Consider the following 18,125-nt stretch of genomic DNA (forward strand, 5'->3'; position numbering starts at 1 on the left):
GTAATTATGAACTTTACAGTTAAAATCATAAGCTGTTCTTAAAGGGAAATCAAACAAAATGACTTCGACTGATAAACATTACATAAAACTCCCCCTTTATAGGAAGGTTAATCAACAAAAAGGTAAGGTGAGGAACGTGAAAAAAATAGCGATTGTTGCGATCATCAGCTTTATTTTCTTCAACTTCAATCTTCTTGAAGCGAATGCAGAAGCACCTCCAGAAGACTACGGTGCAAAAGGAGCATTACAAGACTCTTCTATTACGCTTGAAGAAGCATTAACGTATGCATTGGAAGATGAATACCTTGCTCAGGCACGATATGATGCCATTATGAAAGAATTCGGCGAGATTAAACCCTTTACACAAATAAAAGTAGCAGAACAAAGGCACATCACTGCGCTTCTTCCCTTATTTACAAGGTATAACATTAACGTTCCAGAAAATAAGGCTAGTCAGTATACAACGACTCCAAAAACGCTAAAAGAAGCGTTCGAAGCTGGTGTACAAGGAGAAATCGATAACATCGCCATGTATGAGAAATTAGCCGATCTACCTGACCTCCCACAAGATGTACGAAGTGTAATGACCAGGCTAGGAGACGCATCCAAAAACCACCTTGCTGCATTTAAGAAAGGGTTAACTCAGTACCAATGAAGACAAGACCCCCACCGTTTAGGTAGGGGTCTTGTTCTATTCAAATGTACCTTTTACAAGACACTCTTGTCCTTCAACCATCTTACAACCTCTCGCAAAAACAGTATCAATCTGAAAATCCGAGTCTACGATCACAAGGTCCGCATCTTTCTCCACCGCAATCTCACCTTTTTGACTTAACTTCAATAGCGATGCCGGATTTTTCGTTATCACTTTAATCGCATCCGAAATCGGTACGCCATCTTCAACAATGGCATCTCGCACTTCTTTATAAAGTGAAGCCACCGAACCGATTTGTAGCCCTTCAAACTCTCCCGAAGCATTAAAAGCAGGTAAACTTGCTTGTCCGTCTGATGTAAACGTAATCCGCTCAACCGGAACACCAGCCTCAAGAGCACGCTTCAATCCCGTACTGCATTTCACTTCGCCTTCTTCAAGAAATTGTGGAATGGTGCTTGTCGTGAAATCAATGTTCCCGCCTTTTTTCCCATAAGCGACCCCGGCTTCGAAAAGTTCTTCTGTCCGATTAATATGCGTTGGGTGAAACGTCTTAATCGGGATATCCGTCGTCTCCACGACTTGCTCGAGTAGCGATAGTTTAGACGGACTGTCCCCGAGATGAATATTGACGATACCAGCCTTTCCCGAAAGCATTCCCCCGATTCTTGCAGCGGAAGCAATCTTCGCCATTTCCTCTACTGTTGGCTGAGAAGAACGATGATCACTAATCGCAATTTCCCCCGCTCCGATCACGCGATCTATCAAGATAATGTCATCCTCAATTTTTCCAGTTAACGTTTTTACCGGTACTTGATAACTTCCTGTATGCACATAGCACGTAATACCTTCTTCTTCTAGTCCTCGCGCTTTTGCAATGAGGTCAGGCATTGTACGCGTTGTGCCATCTGTTCCAATCACGCCAACAATTGTCGTTACCCCAGCACTCGTCGCCTTCGATAACGTTAATTCCGGTGTTCTTGTTCGATAGCTCCCTTCACCCCCACCACCTGTAATGTGAACGTGAGAGTCAATGAATCCCGGAAAGATGATCTTTCCATTCGCATCAATTACCTCATGCGGAATCTGATCAGGTAGTTTAATTTCATCCTCAATCATCGCGATTTTCTCAAACGCGATTAGTATATCTTTCTTACCGATATGATCCGGCGCATAAATCTCGGCATTTCTTATGACTGTAAACATTGTCTTTCCTCCAAACGGTTGTTACTGGAAGTTCATGAGCGAAGCTGTAATCACAAAGACAGACGCGAGAACAAACAGCACGATTTGAAACTTAATAATAAATTTAAACCACGTACCCCAGTCCATTCTAGCTGCACCAAGTGTACCCATTAGCGCTGCAGATGTAGGAACAATAATGTTTGTCAGCCCATCCCCTAGCTGGAAAGCTAGAACAGCAACTTGGCGCGTAACCCCAGCAATATCAGAGAGCGGGGCCATGAGAGGCATTGTGAGTGCCGCTTGGCCACTTCCAGATACAACAAAGAAATTAAAGACAGACTGGAAGACAAACATAAACCACGCTGATAGCGCAGCTGGAAAATCATCAACTAAATTTCCTGCACTATATAACATTGTATTTAACACAGAAGGTTCACCAGCAGCATCGCCACCAAGAATAATGACAATTCCTTTGGCCATTCCAACGATTAACGCAGCCGGCAGCAAATCTTTTGCACCGTCTGTAAAACCCTCTGCAATATCATTTACTGTCATGCCATTTAACTTAAAGATCACAGCAATTACACCAGCGACAATTCCTATTGTAAAGAACTGAGTCGCAATCTCCGGGATGTAATAAGCATGTTCAATAACACCCCATATAATCCAGCCAATACCTGCTACAAGGGTGAGGACAACAAGTCCATGGCCAAGCGTAAATTTGCTAGCTAGGTCTTGATTCTGATTGTACTCCCTAAAGTAGCGATTCGCATCTGTACTAAGCGATTTCCTTGGATCCTTACGAACACCATTCGCATACCACATTGTGTACGCAATCCCTATAATCGTAAAAACTCCCCACATTACCATTCGGAATGGTGAGCCTGACAAAACTGGAATGCCGGATACTCCTTGAGCAATCGCCACGCTAAATGGGTTCATCCACGAAGTTGCAAATCCAATTTGTGTTGCAACATACGTAATCATTATCCCTGTAATAGCGTCATACCCGAGAGCTACGACAAGTGGTATGAGTATCATCGCAAAGGCAATCGCCTCTTCCCCCATGCCAAAAACTGCTCCACCAAGCGAAAATAAAAAGAACATAAGCGGAATAATAAGCACTTCTCGACCCTTTGTTCGATCAATTATGGAGAGAATTCCTTGATCAATCGCCTTTGTGCGCATGATGATCCCAAATGCACCACCAATAATTAAGATAAAAGCGACAACACCTACAGCAGATCCCCATTTATCTCCTGATACTAGCCCTTCGAACACATAATTAAGAAAACCCGCTCCACCATAAGGCTCAAATAGTGAAACCCCTTCTCGGACCGCATCTCCACCATCGTCCGTTACATACTTGAAACTGTCCGGGACAAGAACTGTTTTCGTTTGCTCCTCTCCCTGCTGGATATACGTTACATCCTCCGTTTCAAACGTTCCTTTTGGAATAAAGTACGTTAAAGCAGCAGCAGCAAGTACGACAAAAAATACAATCACAAACGTATGAGGCATCTTCATTTCTTTTTTTCTCTTTTCTTGTTCCATACTTCCCCTTCTTTCCGTTTTAATCATCATTACCTACTCTATAAAGAAGCAAGTTTCATGCCAACTTGATGAAGACTTGAATTGTCCGAAAAATCATTAAATAAAGATCGTAATTGGTTCTTTTAAGTTCTTATCGGTGTTACAATAAAACCAAAACATTAGAAAAGATGTGAACCACTTGGAGCGACCTACCTTAACGCTAATTACTGGAAGTACCCAAACGAAAAAAATACTCTATGATCAATTGCATCAGTTGGCCGGCGATTACATCGTCGTAAGAGCTTTTGCGATTGACGAATCGTTACCACATCAACTTGAAGATCACGTTATCTTGTATTCTTCGGAAGCAACTAAAACGGAAGCTGCTACGATAAGTAACATCTCAGGAAAAGAATCCTTTGTAGGCAAACGAACCATTCGTCATGACTATATTGATCGTCTCCTTACGATTCCACATGGCGAAAGAGTCTTAATGGTGAATGATGACGATCCGTCCACGGTTGATGTTATTGAATCACTCTACCAACTTGGCATTAACCACGTGACGTTTCTTCCATTTAAACGAGGACAAATGTTTTACGACAATGTTCACATAGCCGTTTCTCCTGGCGAAACGCACTTATGCCCCTCTTATATCCCTCAAATCATTGATATCGGAGTAAGACCTTTTGATATGGCGACGATTATTAAAGTAATGGATTATTTTCAACTGGACGATTCCGTTTCTTCCAAAATTTCCGAGCGCTACATTCGAAGTATGATCGTCTTACACCGCAAGATTCTTGGTGCTGAAAAAGAGGCGCTTCAAACAACAGAACATTACCAAAACGTCGTTAATACCGTCGATGATGGCATTCTTGCCATCAATAAAGAAAGAGAGATTACCTTGTTTAACCACCGACTTGAGGCACTGTTCCAGATGCCAGCCAAAGATGTCATTGGTCGTGATCTTTCATATGTAGTAGATACCGATCTTCAAGATTTCATCATTAATGGATTAGAGGAAAATAAATTCGTTTCGATGAACGGAGTAGATGTTGTCGCCTTTCGTCAATCAATTCCAGAGGAACATACGACAGTTGTTACTTTCAAGAGCGTTAATCAGGCATTTGAAATTGAAAAAACGGCACAGCGAGAGCAGCATAAGAAGGGATTCGCTGCAAAATATGACTTCGAAGATATTCTCGGTGAACACCCCCGCCTTCTTGAACGCGTACGTATCGCAAAAAAACTCGCCATTGCAGAGCACCCTGTTTTGATTAACGGAGAAACAGGCGTTGGTAAAGAACTTTTCGCACATGCGATGCACCGTAACTCTCTTCGAAAAAACGGACCGTTTATTGCGATTAATTGTAGCGCTTTGACGGAAAGTCTTTTAGAGAGTGAATTATTTGGTTATGAAGAAGGCACTTTTACAGGAGCTCAGCGCGGAGGAAAGCAAGGACTATTTGAGCTCGCAGATAACGGAACGATTTTCCTCGATGAGATTGGTGATATTAGTCCAACAGTCCAAGCCCACTTACTGCGCGTTCTTCAAGAAAAAGAAATTAGAAGGATTGGTGGTAGAAAAATTACGCCGATTAATGTAAGAGTCATTGCTGCTACAAATAAAAACCTTGAACAAAAAATTACAGAAGGTACGTTTCGCTCGGATTTATTTTACCGATTAAATGTCCTTCAACTTGCGATCCCTCCACTTCGTGAACGTTTGAGCGACATTCAATCACTCACAAACTATTTTGTTACAAAAAGCGGCACGTGGATGAAAGTGGACCCGCAAGTGATTGAAGCGTTTATGGCCCATCATTGGCCAGGAAATATTCGCGAGCTGAAAAGCATGATTGATTATGCGCTTGTGGTCGCAGGCGGCTCTACGATTACACTTGACGACCTCCCCCATCATCGCCTTGAACCAAAAAGCGAGAAGCAAACGAATCTCCCAGTAAGCACCATCGATGCAAAGGATCATTTCGTCATCTTGCAAACGATGAAGAATCGAAATGACGAAGGCAAAACCGTCAGCCGAGATTTTCTTTCAAAGAAAAGCGCAACTTTATCACACCCACTCTCTCCTCAGCAAATCCGCTTACGCTTAAACGATCTTGAAAGCAAGGGATATGTAGTAAAAGGCCGCGGCCGAGCAGGAACCCAAATCACCTTAGAAGGCGAGCGATATTTAGCTCAGTTAAAAGCTTACGAAAAAAGCCGTTAGGGAATTTCCCTAACGGCTTTCGCTTTATCGAGCTGGAAAATGTGGCACAACTTCTTCTCCAAGCTCTTGAATGACTTCATCTGCAGGACGATTACTGTCAAAGAGCGCAAAGAAGAGATGATTCACCCCAGCTTCTTTATAGATGTTAAGAAGCTTGATCAACACGTTCCGTCCAATCCGAAAACCGAGACGAATCGGTGTTGGCTGCTCATTCGGATCTTCTGCCAAATCAAGGTGCATCGGCTGGCTGAATGGTTTAAACACACCAGGATGATATTTCTCTGAAAGCTCTCGCCAAGCCGCAATCGCTTCCCTTTGTTGCACCGGGCCTCGAGGATAGTACATCCACCCATCGCCGTGTTCCGCAAACCATTCCATCGACTGCTGTGCAAAACCTGTAATAAATGTAGGGACTCTTTTCATAGGTTTTGGTACAAGGTTGGCTCCATGAATCGTGCCCTGTTCAGAGTGAATCGATGGGAACTCCTGGTATAAAGCTTCATGTGAACTACTCCCACCACTTACCACCCTTACGAGTTGCTTGAAGTGGGGGCTTCTTGGGTAATCGCCACTTTTATCAGCTGACGAAATTGACCAAGCTAACCCTCTTGTTCCAAAAGTTTATATTTTCATCAGGCACTTGCTAATAAGCGAATGCCTTCTTTTTTGATATTAAGTGCTGAATTGTAATCTCTATCGATATTTAGACCACACGTGCACTGATAAGTTCGCTCTGATAGTTTGATTTCTTTTACCGAACCACATTTCGAGCAAGTTTTTGTGGATGGGAACCATTTGTCTATTTTGATAAGTTGTTTCCCTTGTTCGTTTAGTTTGTATTGTAAGAAAGAGGTAAACATTCCCCAACCATTATCGGCAACACTTTTTCCAAACTTTAATGCTTGCGACATCCCTTTCATATCCAAATCTTCCATCACAACAGCATCAAAATGAGTCACTAATTTTTTGGATGTATGGTGAAGAAAGTTTTTACGTTGATTGGCGACTTTCTCTTGGATTTTGGCAACTCTGATACGTTGCTTATTCCAATTCGAAGAGCCTTTCTTTTTTCGAGAAAGTTTCCGCTGTTCTTTTGCTAATTTATCACGCATTTGGCGATAAAATTTAGGGTAATTGGCTTTCTCACCCTCACTATCAACAAACAACCCATCCATCGCAAAATCTAACCCAATTACTTCTTTGATTTCTTTGGCTTCGATTTCCTTCTCATACTCTGTCAGAATAGAAAGATAGTATTTTCCTGATGCCGTGATCGATAGGGTGCAAGATTTGATTTTGTGCACGAAAGGTATTTCTCGATGTTGTTTGATTTTGACCTTTTTTAGTTTAGGTAACTTGATATGACCATCCAACAACTCGATATTACTGTTTACGACATTTGTTGTGTAGCTTTGTCTGTGTCGCTTGCTTTTGAATTTCGGAAACTTGGCATTCCCTTTGAAGAAGGCTTTATATGCCTTATCTAAATTTAATTGTGCGTTTGCCAACGCTAGTGAGTCTACTTCCTTTAGCCATTCATACTCTTTTTTGTACTTGGCAGGGGTAGGGTGTTTTACGGATTTCAATGCTTCTTTATCATCTTTTAGGTTTTCATAGGCTTCTTTTCGTTCAGCTAACATTTTGTTGTAAACAAAGCGAACACAACCAAAGGTTTTACCGATCATCAAAGACTGTTCATCAGTTGGGTATATTCTGAATTTGTATGCTTTATTCAGTTTGGCCATATCCAATCACCTCACTTTACCCCTTGATTTTCGATGTATTTTTTAACCACCTCAATAGGCGAACCACCAGTGGTCAACAAACAAAAACTTCTTGACCAAAACATTTCTTTCCATAGTTTCTTTCGCACAAAAGGAAATTCTTTTTTGATCAGTCTTGAGCTGGCACTTTTATAGGCATTGATAAACTTTGATAGTTCGGTATTAGGATGGGCTTTGAACAGAATATGAACGTGGTCAAAATCGTGGTTCCATTCGACCAGAGTGATGTTGTATTTCTCACCCAAGGATAGGAACTTTTCTTTCGAATAATCTGAAATGGTGTCATCAATGACTTTCCTTCTATATTTCACAACCAATACCAAATGGTAATACATCAAGAACACTGAATGGTTATTACTATCTAAATTCACTTTTATATCAGTCCTCATACGTAATAAGACTGATTATACCATATGGAGTCAAGAAGGCAGAAACTTGTGAGCTGTCCCCTAACCGAAATTCATCTCCCCCTTACCGTTGGGCTACGCCCTTCACACGCTTGAAGAGGGAGACTTCTTTCGGAAGTTTGTTAAATAGCGAAACGCCTCTACAAAATCATGACCTCGGTTTGCATGGGATGCATTTAATCCACGGAAATCAGATTGTCTGTCACCTGATGAAACACCGAGAAACAGTCTTTCAGGGAAAAGCTGATCAATCGTTGCTACTTCCTTCGCTACTCTTAAAGGGTGGCGAAGCGGCAAAACAGCCGCTGCCGTCCCAAGCCCAATTCTCGTCGTTTTCGAAGCAAGATACGTTAAATAAATCATCATATCGTAAATTTGACCGGTGGCAGGATCACCAAATTGCGGATCTTTTAAAAGAACATCCCGCAACCATAGCGCTGTAAAACCATATTGTTCGGCTCCTTGAGCCAGCTCCACCTGTTTTTCCATCGTCGGTGTACTGAACTGATAATTCTCAAGTGGAATATGAAGACCAAGCGTTAGCTCACCTTCCTGATACGTTCTTTTATAGGCTTGATGTTTTTCAAATAAATTCATGATTAGAACCTCCTACGCTTTTCTTTCCATCGCACGAAGCCAACCTGTAAGAGCGACCGCTCCTACAACCATAATGCCGCCAATCCACGGCGTGTGAATTAACCCAATTGAATCAACTATGACCCCACCGACAAACGACCCAATCGCAATACCAACGTTAAATGCTGCGATATTAAGTGCGGATGCTACGTTTACCGCTGAAGGAACATACTTTTCAGCAAGGTTAACAACAAGTACTTGCAACCCAGGAACATTCATAAAGGCAAATAATCCCATGAAGAATATCGTAATAATGCCAGCTACTTTGAACGGGAGTGCAAATGTCATCACGAAAAGAATGATCGCTTGCAGGACAAACATCCAGAACAATGCTTTTAATGGGTTTTTATCCGACGCTTTACCGCCAATCATATTTCCAATTGCAACTGCCACACCATACACGAGTAAAATGACACTAACAAATTTCGCACTAAACCCTGTGACATCTTCAAGAAGCGGAGCTAAATACGTAAAAGCAACAAATGTACCACCGTAACCTAACGCTGTAATCGCAAAAGCTAATAGTAATTTTCCATTCGTTAAGATCTTTAACTGTTCACTAAATTTCGCTGGCGGAGCTTCTTTCAAATCTTTTGGAACGAGAATGGCACTCGCGATAATTCCAATGACACCTAGTAAGGCAACACCAAGAAATGTCGCTCTCCAACCAAATGCTTGTCCAATAAATGTACCTAGTGGAACACCAGTTACTGTAGCAACCGTTAATCCTGTAAACATAAAGGCAATCGCACTCGCCCGTTTATTTTCTGGAACGAGGTCTGCTGCAATCGTTGAACCGATTGAAAAGAAAATTCCGTGTGAAAAAGCGGTAATAAACCTGGCGACGAGTAATAAACCGAACGATGTAGAAATTCCCGCTACAAGGTTACCAATGATAAAGACGACCATTAAGGACATCAGGAGCGTTTTCCGATTCATTTTTCCAGTTAAAGCAGTTAGAACGGGAGCACCAATTGCTACTCCTATGGCGTAACCTGAAATCAATAAGCCAGCAAGTGTAATCGAAATCGATAAGTCATCTGCTATAGAAGACAGAAGGCCAACAGGAACAAATTCAGTTGTTCCAATTCCAAATGCACTAATCGCGAGCGCTAGAAGGGCAAGAGTACCACTGGATTTTTCTTTCGAATGTGACATTGTATGTGTTTGAGAACTCATAAAGCGAATTCCTCCTTGAATTTTTTTAGTGCCGAAACGACAGGGAGGCGCCTCCCTTTTCGGCGGTACACCTGATTATGCAACCTTCTAGACAATAATAGAAGTACGCACTTTTTTGTACCGCAGTACCCAAAAAGTACGATAGGAACTTTAAAGTACCCACCCTACTCATCCCCCTTGCGAAAAAGAAGCAACAAGAACAAGCTGACTCTGATTATGCGCTCGTTTCTTCACTCTGAAAAGTACGCACTTTGCTGTAATATAGGCACCTATAAGTTCCTATTGGCTCAAATCAAGAGCTGCACACCAAAAAACCTCCCACTAAAATTTAGTGGGAGGTTCTGATTTCTTGTTCTATTCTTCTTTTAAATCAAACGCGTTTACATAGTCACCTGGAATTCCGGCTTCAATGTAACTTCTAACAAGCTTCCAATTTCCTTGGACTTCTTTACGAAAAGTATTAAAAAAGACATTTCCTGTTTCACTTTGTTTGCCACCTACTTCAATAGAAGCGAAAATAATCGCAAGCATTTCATTTCTTCGAAGCGGCGTAACGGCTAGCTTCTTTAAAATCCATGTCGATCCATCATTCTTAAAAGCTTTAAATGCTTGCTCCCAACCTTCAATCGATTCCTCATAGCCAAAATCGTATAATTCAGATTGACTGGAGATCTCCCTTGCTTGATAAGAATCACTTATTTTAACTTTTATTTCATCTAACGAGGAGTGCTGCCAGCTCGCTAGAAATTCTTCTAAAAATTCTTGAAATCCACTCATAGCAATCGCTCTCCTTTCTCTTTCATTTTCGAGCTCCGATCATCGAATTCCTTCTCTCTCTTTTCGCCTCCTTTACGCAATAGGAACAACCGTCAGAATATGTTATATTACATAAGAAGTGATATTGAAAGGACTAAATGACATAATGAGTAACCATAAAGAATTACAAGAAGAAATAAAGAAGAGACGAACCTTTGCGATTATCTCTCACCCCGATGCTGGTAAAACAACATTGACTGAGAAACTGTTGTTTTTAGGTGGTCAGATTCGCTCAACTGGAACCGTTAAATCTCGAAAATCATCTAAGTATGCCACATCTGACTGGATGGAAATTGAGAAACAGCGTGGTATTTCCGTTACGTCGAGTGTAATGAACTTTAACTACAAAGGTCATACCATTAATATTCTCGATACACCAGGACACGAAGATTTTAGTGAAGATACGTACCGTACCCTCCTTGCTGTTGACAGTGTTGTCATGATTATCGATGCTGCTAAAGGGGTCGAGTCACAAACAAAGAAGCTCTTTAAAGTTGTTAGTGAGCACGGCATTCCGATTTTCACCTTCATTAATAAAATGGATCGCCAGGGTCGCGAACCGCTTGAACTTCTTGAAGAAATTGAAGATGTTCTAGGCATTGAATCCTATCCAATGAACTGGCCAATCGGGATCGGTCAATCGTTCCAGGGTGTTTACGACCGTCACCAAAAAGCAGTTGAATTCTATGATACAGAAGGCGACAACAAACAGGCGATCCAAATTTCAGATCTGGATGACCCTGTTCTGAAAGAAAAAGCCGGTGAAGATCTTGTGAATCAGCTACAAGAAGACGTGATGCTACTTGACGAAGCTGGTGCAACATATAGCGAAGAAGCCCTTCAATCTGGTAAGCAAACGCCTGTGTTCTTCGGAAGTGCCATTTCAAGCTTTGGTGTGCCTACCTTCTTAAACCACTTTCTTGATCTAGCTCCTTCTCCCGCACCTCGCGAGAGTTCTGAAGGAGAAGTAAATCCAGATGACGAAACGTTCTCAGGGTTTATCTTTAAAATTCAAGCAAACATGAATCCGGCTCACCGTGACCGCGTGGCATTCTTACGTATCGTGTCAGGCACATTCGAAAAAGGAATGGAAGCTTGGCTTGAGCGTACTGGAAAAAGCTTAAAACTATCTCAAGGGCAACTTTTCTTCGCCTCTTCTCGAGGCAATGTAGAAAAAGCATACCCTGGTGATATTGTTGGTCTCTATGATTCAGGAACGTATCAAATTGGTGACACGCTTGTTGGTTCAAAAAATGTCTATTCCTTCGGTGCCTTACCAACATTCCCACCTGAACATTTTGCGAAAGTTCGTGCTCAAAAAGCGATGAAACAGAAGCACTTCTATAAAGGGGTACAACAACTTTCCGAAGAAGGTGCGATTCAAGTTTATCGTACCGCACACTGGGATGAAATTGTCATCGGCGTCGTTGGACGTCTTCAGTTTGAAATCTTTGAATATCGCATGAAAGGTGAATACAACGTCGATATTCAATTTGATACAATGCCGCATCAGCATGCAAGGTGGATTGAAACGGATAATCCAGAAGAGAAAGTAGACAGTGTTCGCAATATGCTTGTTTACGATCAGCTTAAGCGCCCTGTTCTTCTGTTCCAAAACGACTTTGCGCTTAGATGGTTCCAGGATAAAAATCCAGATATTCCACTAAGAGAATCAAGATAAACCTAAACAAAAGGAACGTGCATCTGCACGTTCCTTTTAGTTTGCAATCGTTTCTTCAGAACGAGAGCGGTGAACTCTTCCCCATCTTTCCATTTCTTGAAGCAATGGTTCAAGAGCATAACCATATGAAGTTAAAGAATACTCGACTTTGGGCGGTACATCATCCGATTCTACTCGGTTAATTAACCCATCTTGTTCAAGTTCTTTGAGATGTTTAATTAACGTTTGATGAGGAATGCGTGGTATCGCCTTTTTTATCTCGCTAAATCGAAGAGGCTCCTCCACTAATTCTAGCAGCAAAACGGCTTTCCACTTCCCACAGACTACATCAAGCGTCGTTTTCATATCCTCCACGGATTTGTTCAAATTCCCCCTGCACCTCCAGGTATATAGTAATATACTTCTTCACAAAAACGTGCATTGTAGTAAGATAAGCATATATTAACCTTATTTTATCATAAGTTAACTACAAAGTTAGAGGGGAGTTTCTATGTCCGAAAACATTTCACACACTGTCCAATCTATAGGGCAATCCATCCTAAATAACATCGCTCACATCACAGCAAACGCGCGGCATCAAATTGAAATTTCCGTCAAAGAACAGGGTCTTCCAAACATTGTCCCTTACACATTTACCGACCAGATCATCGTCTCATTAGGTGAATCGATCGAAGCTGAAGAAGTTTCTTATCCAACAGAGCAGGTTTCAAGTTTTAAAGAAATGGATGCTAGCCCAGCTTATTTGGATACGGTGTTAATGAGCATTTCAGTCGTTAAACAATCGCTTCTTAGTTATATAGAAGAGAATCAGCAAACTTTCTCACTTACGGTTTCAGACATCATTACCATTACAAAAATCGTCGATCCGTTGATTGATTATTTTATTCATCATTTTACCGAAAGCTATTTAACACAAAAAACAAATAGCCTTCGATCAGAATACTATCAAGATGATGCATTATCTGTACCCATTATTAAACTATCTTCTCGTGTAGCGATTTGCCCAATCATCGGGGAAATTGATGAAAAACGCGCAAATCTTATTCTTGAACGAACATTAATGGAATCCAGCGCAAAAAAGATTCGCTCTCTTATTCTTGATCTATCCGGTGTCGCAACACTTGATACAATGATGACCCAACACCTCTTCAAAATCGTTGATTCACTAGAAGTAATGGGCGTGGATATCATTGTAACTGGGGTTAGTTCTGAAGTTGCCATCGGCGTTGTCTCATTAGGACTCGATTTGCAATCCCTTACAATTAAACAGAATTTAGAAGGAGCTCTAAAATCTCTCGGAATGGTAGAAAGGTAGTTCGTCTATTCCATTGATATGAGATACTGCACTCAAATGAAAACTACACTTCGGTGTGGTTTTTATTTTGCGTAAAAAAAGGTGTTTTCTTTGCTTTATCATTGAGGAAATTGCTCAAGCTGTTTTAGGAAATGAACGAACCGCTCTTCAATTTGCGCTTTCGTACCATAACGAATCACCTGTTCACGACTTAATGATTTTTCATTTATTAACTGATAATGAGTATAGGTCATCGTAACAAGCTTTAAGAAAACTTCAATGTGCAGGTTATCCCCTTTCGAACAGACTGTATAGGCTTCTTTAAACCCTTCAGCGTTAGCTCTTAATTGCGGAAGAGATTGAAGATAATTTCCTTTCCGGTATCTAAGTGTGTTATGAAAAGAAGGAAAGAGATAATGGTAATTGAAAACGTGATTCGCAGCTAGCGAAACACCTGGAGAAAGAAGCGGATACGGATCAAGCATCTTAAGGCCACCTTCTGAAAAGATCAGGTTCTCAGGAGACGTATCTTGATTCGTAAACGTTATTTTTTCAACGCTTACGGAACGAGCAGAGATCAGTTCTCTTCCAACGGCTTCAACTCTTTGCTTATCAAAATCATAGTCGCTTGCAAGCAAAAAATTTAACTCCTCCACATACTCCCTCGTCTCTTCCATAACGAACTCTTTTTGATCTATATCTAGCTCACCTTTTAACTTACCATTCTGATCACACTTCAAGTACCCAATCCCATTATAGGGAGATTCCATCGATTCTAGAGCGAGAAAAAAGTCTCCTATTTCTCTTCCATATTGACGTGATTGGTTTATTGTCAAATCACCAAGTATATCAGATTTTCCCAAGTACGATTCTAACGTATACGTTAACTCTGGTTGTACAAAAAATGTAAAGAACTCAGGACATACCCCTTCTTTTGCTCGATTAGCATGTTGATAAAAAGCTTTTGTTGCAGCATACTCTGCTGTTAACTCTTTTTGTTGGAAATGAACCTCTTTCTCATAGGCCACTTTCTTAGGAATCCGGAGAACGACCTGTTCCTTCTCCAGTAAAAAGGCAAAGTGCCAGGCACCTTCTCCCAAGAGATGGATTTCGCGATCCGATAAGGGACGTAACCCTTCATTAGCTAAAGCTTGATTCATCAGAGCAACTTCTGAAACGTTTTGTGTCGTAAGGAACTCCATCTTTATGTATTCTCCTTTTCATTTCCGAGATAAATCGTCGCCAACCGCTCTTCATCTACCTGCAGTCTCTCAACTTTATAGGCATACGCTTCTTTGCGTGAACTTACGACCACCTTCATCGAATCGTCCACATAGTGTACAGCTGCTCCATCATCGAGCGCTACTCCTGGTTGCATGTGACCTGAATCAATCAAAGCATGATAGGCAGATCGTCGCTTATCTTCTCCATCAAAGTGAGGACAGCTACTCCCTGGTAGAAAGCCAAGACAATCCAGCGCGTGAAGCTCATCCCCAAATGAATCGGTAACCCCTTCTTCAAACCAGCAGATCGCCCCTGCGCTTATGCCGGCTAATACGATACCTTTCTCCCAGGCTTGCCTCATTATGTGATCAAGTCCCCATTCTTTCCAGAGGACGAGAAGATTTTTTGTGTTTCCTCCCCCTACATACAGAATATCCTGACTTAACAAGAAGGCTTCGATATCTTTCACATGTGGTTTGAACAAAGACAAATGAGATGGCACGCATAACTGTTTTTCAAAAAATGCATAGAATCTTGCTATGTATCCATCTGCATCACCGCTAGCAGTCGGGATAAAACAGATTTTTGGGTGCTTGCTGATAGCTTGCTTTAAGATATAGCGATCCAATAGCGGGTTGTCGGGTTCCATTGAAAAACCTCCGCCACCCATCGCGATAATTTGTTTCAACTTCCTCATTCCTTCCATAGTCACCTTTCATTAAGAAATTCCCGATTTTCTCCTTTTTTCCTGCAAAAAAGCTGTGTCCCCCTGGAGGAACACAGCTTATTTATCTTATTACACCGCTTCTTTTTGTGCTTTTGCTCTTTTTCTTTTCGATAGTACTTCTTTACTCGCCGCCCGATAGAAGGAGTAACCCATCATTAGGACAACGACTGAAAATGGTAAAGCAGCAAGGATTAGCATATTTTGCAGGCCTTGCGTTCCACCGAAGTAAACGATGATTGCCGCCATGGCAGAAAGGGATAAGCCCCATACGATCTTAATCACGGCTGAAGGATTCAATGATCCTGAGGTACTAAGCATTCCTAATACAAATGTTGCCGAATCTGCTGATGTAATAAAGAAAATCGCAATAACAAAAATCGTAATAAACGACATTAATGTGCCAAGAGGGTACTCTTGTAAAACAGCAAATGTTGCCGTCTCTATCGAATAATCGGAAATCGTTGCAATTCCACTTTGTTGCAAGTCGAGAGCTGAAACTCCAAAGACCGCAAAGAAAATGAAACAGACAATTGAAGGAACAAATAATACACCAAGCATAAATTCTTTTATCGTACGTCCCCTTGAAATTCTCGCAATAAAGATTCCAACGAAAGGGGACCATGAAATCCACCATGCCCAGTAAAAAATCGTCCAACTATCAACCCATGAGCGCTGATCGTTGTTAATCGGTTCAATGTGAAAACTCATATCGAAAAAGTTCGATATGTAGCCACCTAAAGAGCCAGTAAACATATTCATAATATATAGCGTTGGTCCGACAATAAGCAGAAGAATCATAAGAGCAAAACCGAGAATCATATTAATATTACTTAAATATTTAATTCCTCTTTTTAACCCAGACCATGCAGAAGCAATAAATAACGCGGTTGAAATTACGAGAATGAGCAGCTGAACTGAGAAGTTCGCTGGAGCATCAAATAAAAACTTCAGTCCTTGATTAATTTGTGCTGATCCGAACCCAAGCGTTGCCGCAACGCCTATAACTGTCGCAACAACAGCAAGCGTGTCAATCATGTGTCCGAGCGTCCCTTGCATTCGTTTTTCTCCAAACAAAGGGGTTAGTGTAGCACTAATTAATCCGGGATACCCTTTATGGAATTTAAAATAGGCGAGGACGAGCGCAACAAGGGCATAAACAGCCCAGGCGTGAACACCCCAGTGAAAAAAGGAATATTGAAGAGATTCAACAATCGCTTTATCCGTTCCTAATTCGCCACTTGGACTATTTTTGAAAGCATGAGAGATTGGCTCAGCGGTTGTCCAGAAAACCATTCCCATTCCCATTCCTGCACTGAACAGCATCGCAAACCATGTTGGTAAGCTGAACTCTGGCTTGTCATTTTTGCCACCAAGTTTAATATCTTTAAATCTTGAAAAAATCAAGTATACACAAAAAACAAGAATCCCCATAATAATGAGGAGGTAATACCATCCAAATCGACTTGATATGAAAGCTGTAGCTGTGGACGTTACTGACTGTAAATGCTCCGGCCAGATCGCTCCCCATAACACAACTAACGTACAAACAATGAGACTATACCAAAAAACAAGCGTTGCATTTTTCATTAACTCACCTCTTAATTAATTAGCTTCTTACGTATAACAAACGATGCCGGATCAATACATCGAGATCTCCTTTCACTTTTGCATCCATTTCGTCTACCGTTATGTAGAATTCGTTCAAAATTCTCTTTTCTTCTTTTACCCTAATCATCAACATTTAAGCTATAAATTTAAAAAGAATGAAAATTTATTTCAGTTGCAATTGTGTTTATCAAAAGTACCATTTTCCATTACTAGTGATTTATTTTTTCATATCTATCTTATTAATGATACGATACTATAGAGACATAAGTGTTATAAGGTCTTATGAAGAGAGGTGAATGAAATGATTGAGTCAAATACTCCTACCTATACTTCGATCGAGGATGCTTCGAGAGATGTACTAGAGGTTATTAGTAAATTTGTAGGTGTTAATACATTTTTCATAGCAAAAAATGATAAAACCGATGTCGATATCATTTCTTCTTTTAACAGAGATGAAATTATTCTCGAATCAGGTTTTGAAACCCTATATCGAGATTCTTACTGACAATTCATTGTTAAAGGCGGTCGTGAACCCCTTATCATTGATGATTTAGCTACTCATGATTCAACAAAAGATATGGAAGTAACGAAAAACCTTGGTGGTGGCTCGTTAATCGGAGTACCAATTTATTACCGAAATGGCGATAATTTCGGAACGCTTTGCGGACTCGATTTAAAACCCTTTCACTATACCCAGGATCACATCGACTTGTTTAAAGCGATGGCCAACCTGTTAGGTAATGTTCTTGAATTAGAACGAGCAAATACAGAAATAGAGTCTCTCTCTGTCCCTGTTGTTCCTATCTCAGAGGAAGTAGCCATTCTTCCAATTATCGGAGACGTAAATGAAATACGAACCGAACGACTAATGGAAAGAGCGCTTGCTGAGAGTGCAAAAAATCAGCTTGACTACTTGATCTTCGACTTATCGGGGCTAGCGAATATTCATTCTGCAAGTGCAACGAACTTGCTAAAGATTGGACAATCTCTTAAGTTGATCGGTGTTCAGATGATTGTAACAGGTATTCGTCCAGAACTTGCGATTAAAGCGGTTCAGGCGACGAGTGATTTCGATCAAATTGTAGTAAAATCAAACCTTCAACAGGCCTTAAATTGGATTGGATACAAGCTTATTAAGGATTAAAAAGGACCGCCAGTAAGCAAAG

The 18,125-nt window shown here is 41.0% G+C and carries 16 protein-coding genes and 2 pseudogenes; 6 read left to right on the forward strand and 12 right to left on the reverse strand.

Annotation, left to right across the window (positions count from 1 at the left end; translation table 11 throughout):
• The first annotated feature begins 136 nt into the window (after positions 1 to 136).
• Complete coding sequence (locus LCL91_RS12915; protein WP_224882949.1) at positions 137 to 655, forward strand: DUF2202 domain-containing protein; 519 nt, start codon at positions 137 to 139, stop codon at positions 653 to 655.
• Positions 656 to 691: 36 nt separating this feature from the next.
• On the opposite strand, the gene iadA is transcribed toward LCL91_RS12915, so the two are convergent.
• Positions 692 to 1,858, reverse strand: a complete 1,167-nt coding sequence (iadA, locus tag LCL91_RS12920; protein ID WP_224882950.1) for a beta-aspartyl-peptidase — start codon at positions 1,856 to 1,858, stop codon at positions 692 to 694.
• A 21-nt stretch (positions 1,859 to 1,879) separates the two neighbouring features.
• Positions 1,880 to 3,391 carry a putative basic amino acid antiporter YfcC gene (yfcC, locus tag LCL91_RS12925; RefSeq protein WP_224882951.1) on the reverse strand — a complete coding sequence of 504 codons (1,512 nt, stop codon included), beginning with the start codon at positions 3,389 to 3,391 and terminating at the stop codon, positions 1,880 to 1,882.
• Between the two features lie 178 nt (positions 3,392 to 3,569).
• Between yfcC and LCL91_RS12930 the strand changes: the two genes are divergently transcribed.
• Positions 3,570 to 5,603: a sigma-54 interaction domain-containing protein gene (locus LCL91_RS12930; RefSeq protein WP_224882953.1), complete on the forward strand. Its 2,034-nt coding sequence runs from the start codon at positions 3,570 to 3,572 to the stop codon at positions 5,601 to 5,603.
• Positions 5,604 to 5,627: 24 nt separating this feature from the next.
• Here LCL91_RS12930 and LCL91_RS12935 read toward each other — a convergent pair.
• From LCL91_RS12935 to LCL91_RS12960, 6 genes and pseudogenes are all read right to left on the reverse strand, one after another.
• Positions 5,628 to 6,104 (reverse strand): annotated as a pseudogene (locus tag LCL91_RS12935) (LLM class flavin-dependent oxidoreductase); the annotation flags it as partial.
• A gap of 131 nt (positions 6,105 to 6,235) precedes the next feature.
• Positions 6,236 to 7,348, reverse strand: coding sequence for a transposase (locus tag LCL91_RS12940; protein ID WP_224882956.1), 1,113 nt, complete (start codon positions 7,346 to 7,348; stop codon positions 6,236 to 6,238).
• Between the two features lie 11 nt (positions 7,349 to 7,359).
• Positions 7,360 to 7,758: an IS200/IS605 family transposase gene (tnpA, locus tag LCL91_RS12945; protein ID WP_224882958.1), complete on the reverse strand. Its 399-nt coding sequence runs from the start codon at positions 7,756 to 7,758 to the stop codon at positions 7,360 to 7,362.
• A 138-nt stretch (positions 7,759 to 7,896) separates the two neighbouring features.
• Positions 7,897 to 8,391: pseudogene (locus tag LCL91_RS12950) on the reverse strand (LLM class flavin-dependent oxidoreductase); the annotation flags it as partial.
• A gap of 12 nt (positions 8,392 to 8,403) precedes the next feature.
• The gene (locus tag LCL91_RS12955; protein WP_224882960.1) at positions 8,404 to 9,609 is read right to left on the reverse strand and encodes an MFS transporter; all 1,206 of its coding nucleotides are present in this window, start codon (positions 9,607 to 9,609) and stop codon (positions 8,404 to 8,406) included.
• A 354-nt stretch (positions 9,610 to 9,963) separates the two neighbouring features.
• Positions 9,964 to 10,386, reverse strand: coding sequence for a flavoprotein (locus LCL91_RS12960; RefSeq protein ID WP_224882962.1), 423 nt, complete (start codon positions 10,384 to 10,386; stop codon positions 9,964 to 9,966).
• A 145-nt stretch (positions 10,387 to 10,531) separates the two neighbouring features.
• Between LCL91_RS12960 and LCL91_RS12965 the strand changes: the two genes are divergently transcribed.
• Positions 10,532 to 12,106, forward strand: a complete 1,575-nt coding sequence (locus LCL91_RS12965) for a peptide chain release factor 3 (RefSeq protein ID WP_224882965.1) — start codon at positions 10,532 to 10,534, stop codon at positions 12,104 to 12,106.
• A 36-nt stretch (positions 12,107 to 12,142) separates the two neighbouring features.
• Here the strand turns inward: LCL91_RS12965 and LCL91_RS12970 are convergent, their stop codons facing one another.
• Positions 12,143 to 12,472 carry a winged helix-turn-helix transcriptional regulator gene (locus LCL91_RS12970; protein ID WP_224882966.1) on the reverse strand — a complete coding sequence of 110 codons (330 nt, stop codon included), beginning with the start codon at positions 12,470 to 12,472 and terminating at the stop codon, positions 12,143 to 12,145.
• Between the two features lie 124 nt (positions 12,473 to 12,596).
• Here LCL91_RS12970 and LCL91_RS12975 point away from each other — a divergent pair, with 124 nt between their 5' ends.
• On the forward strand, positions 12,597 to 13,421 hold the full coding sequence (locus tag LCL91_RS12975; RefSeq protein WP_224882967.1) for an STAS domain-containing protein: 825 nt from the start codon (positions 12,597 to 12,599) through the stop codon (positions 13,419 to 13,421).
• Positions 13,422 to 13,519: 98 nt separating this feature from the next.
• Here the strand turns inward: LCL91_RS12975 and LCL91_RS12980 are convergent, their stop codons facing one another.
• The 3 genes from LCL91_RS12980 to LCL91_RS12990 all read right to left on the reverse strand — a co-directional run bounded on the left by LCL91_RS12980 (position 13,520) and on the right by LCL91_RS12990 (position 16,938).
• Positions 13,520 to 14,602, reverse strand: coding sequence for an aminoglycoside phosphotransferase family protein (locus LCL91_RS12980; RefSeq protein ID WP_224882968.1), 1,083 nt, complete (start codon positions 14,600 to 14,602; stop codon positions 13,520 to 13,522).
• A 2-nt stretch (positions 14,603 to 14,604) separates the two neighbouring features.
• Entirely contained in the window at positions 14,605 to 15,312 is a 708-nt protein-coding gene (locus LCL91_RS12985) for a peptidase E (RefSeq protein WP_224883205.1), read from the reverse strand.
• Between the two features lie 108 nt (positions 15,313 to 15,420).
• On the reverse strand, positions 15,421 to 16,938 hold the full coding sequence (locus LCL91_RS12990; RefSeq protein ID WP_224882969.1) for a BCCT family transporter: 1,518 nt from the start codon (positions 16,936 to 16,938) through the stop codon (positions 15,421 to 15,423).
• Positions 16,939 to 17,260: 322 nt separating this feature from the next.
• Between LCL91_RS12990 and LCL91_RS12995 the strand changes: the two genes are divergently transcribed.
• Positions 17,261 to 17,464: a hypothetical protein gene (locus tag LCL91_RS12995; RefSeq protein WP_224882970.1), complete on the forward strand. Its 204-nt coding sequence runs from the start codon at positions 17,261 to 17,263 to the stop codon at positions 17,462 to 17,464.
• A 33-nt stretch (positions 17,465 to 17,497) separates the two neighbouring features.
• Positions 17,498 to 18,103 (forward strand): STAS domain-containing protein, encoded by a 606-nt coding sequence (locus tag LCL91_RS13000; RefSeq protein WP_369522958.1) that lies wholly within the window; start codon positions 17,498 to 17,500, stop codon positions 18,101 to 18,103.
• Positions 18,104 to 18,125: the final 22 nt, after the last annotated feature.

This window comes from Guptibacillus hwajinpoensis, assembly GCF_020171785.1.
Lineage (GTDB): Bacteria > Bacillota > Bacilli > Bacillales > Guptibacillaceae > Guptibacillus > Guptibacillus sedimenti.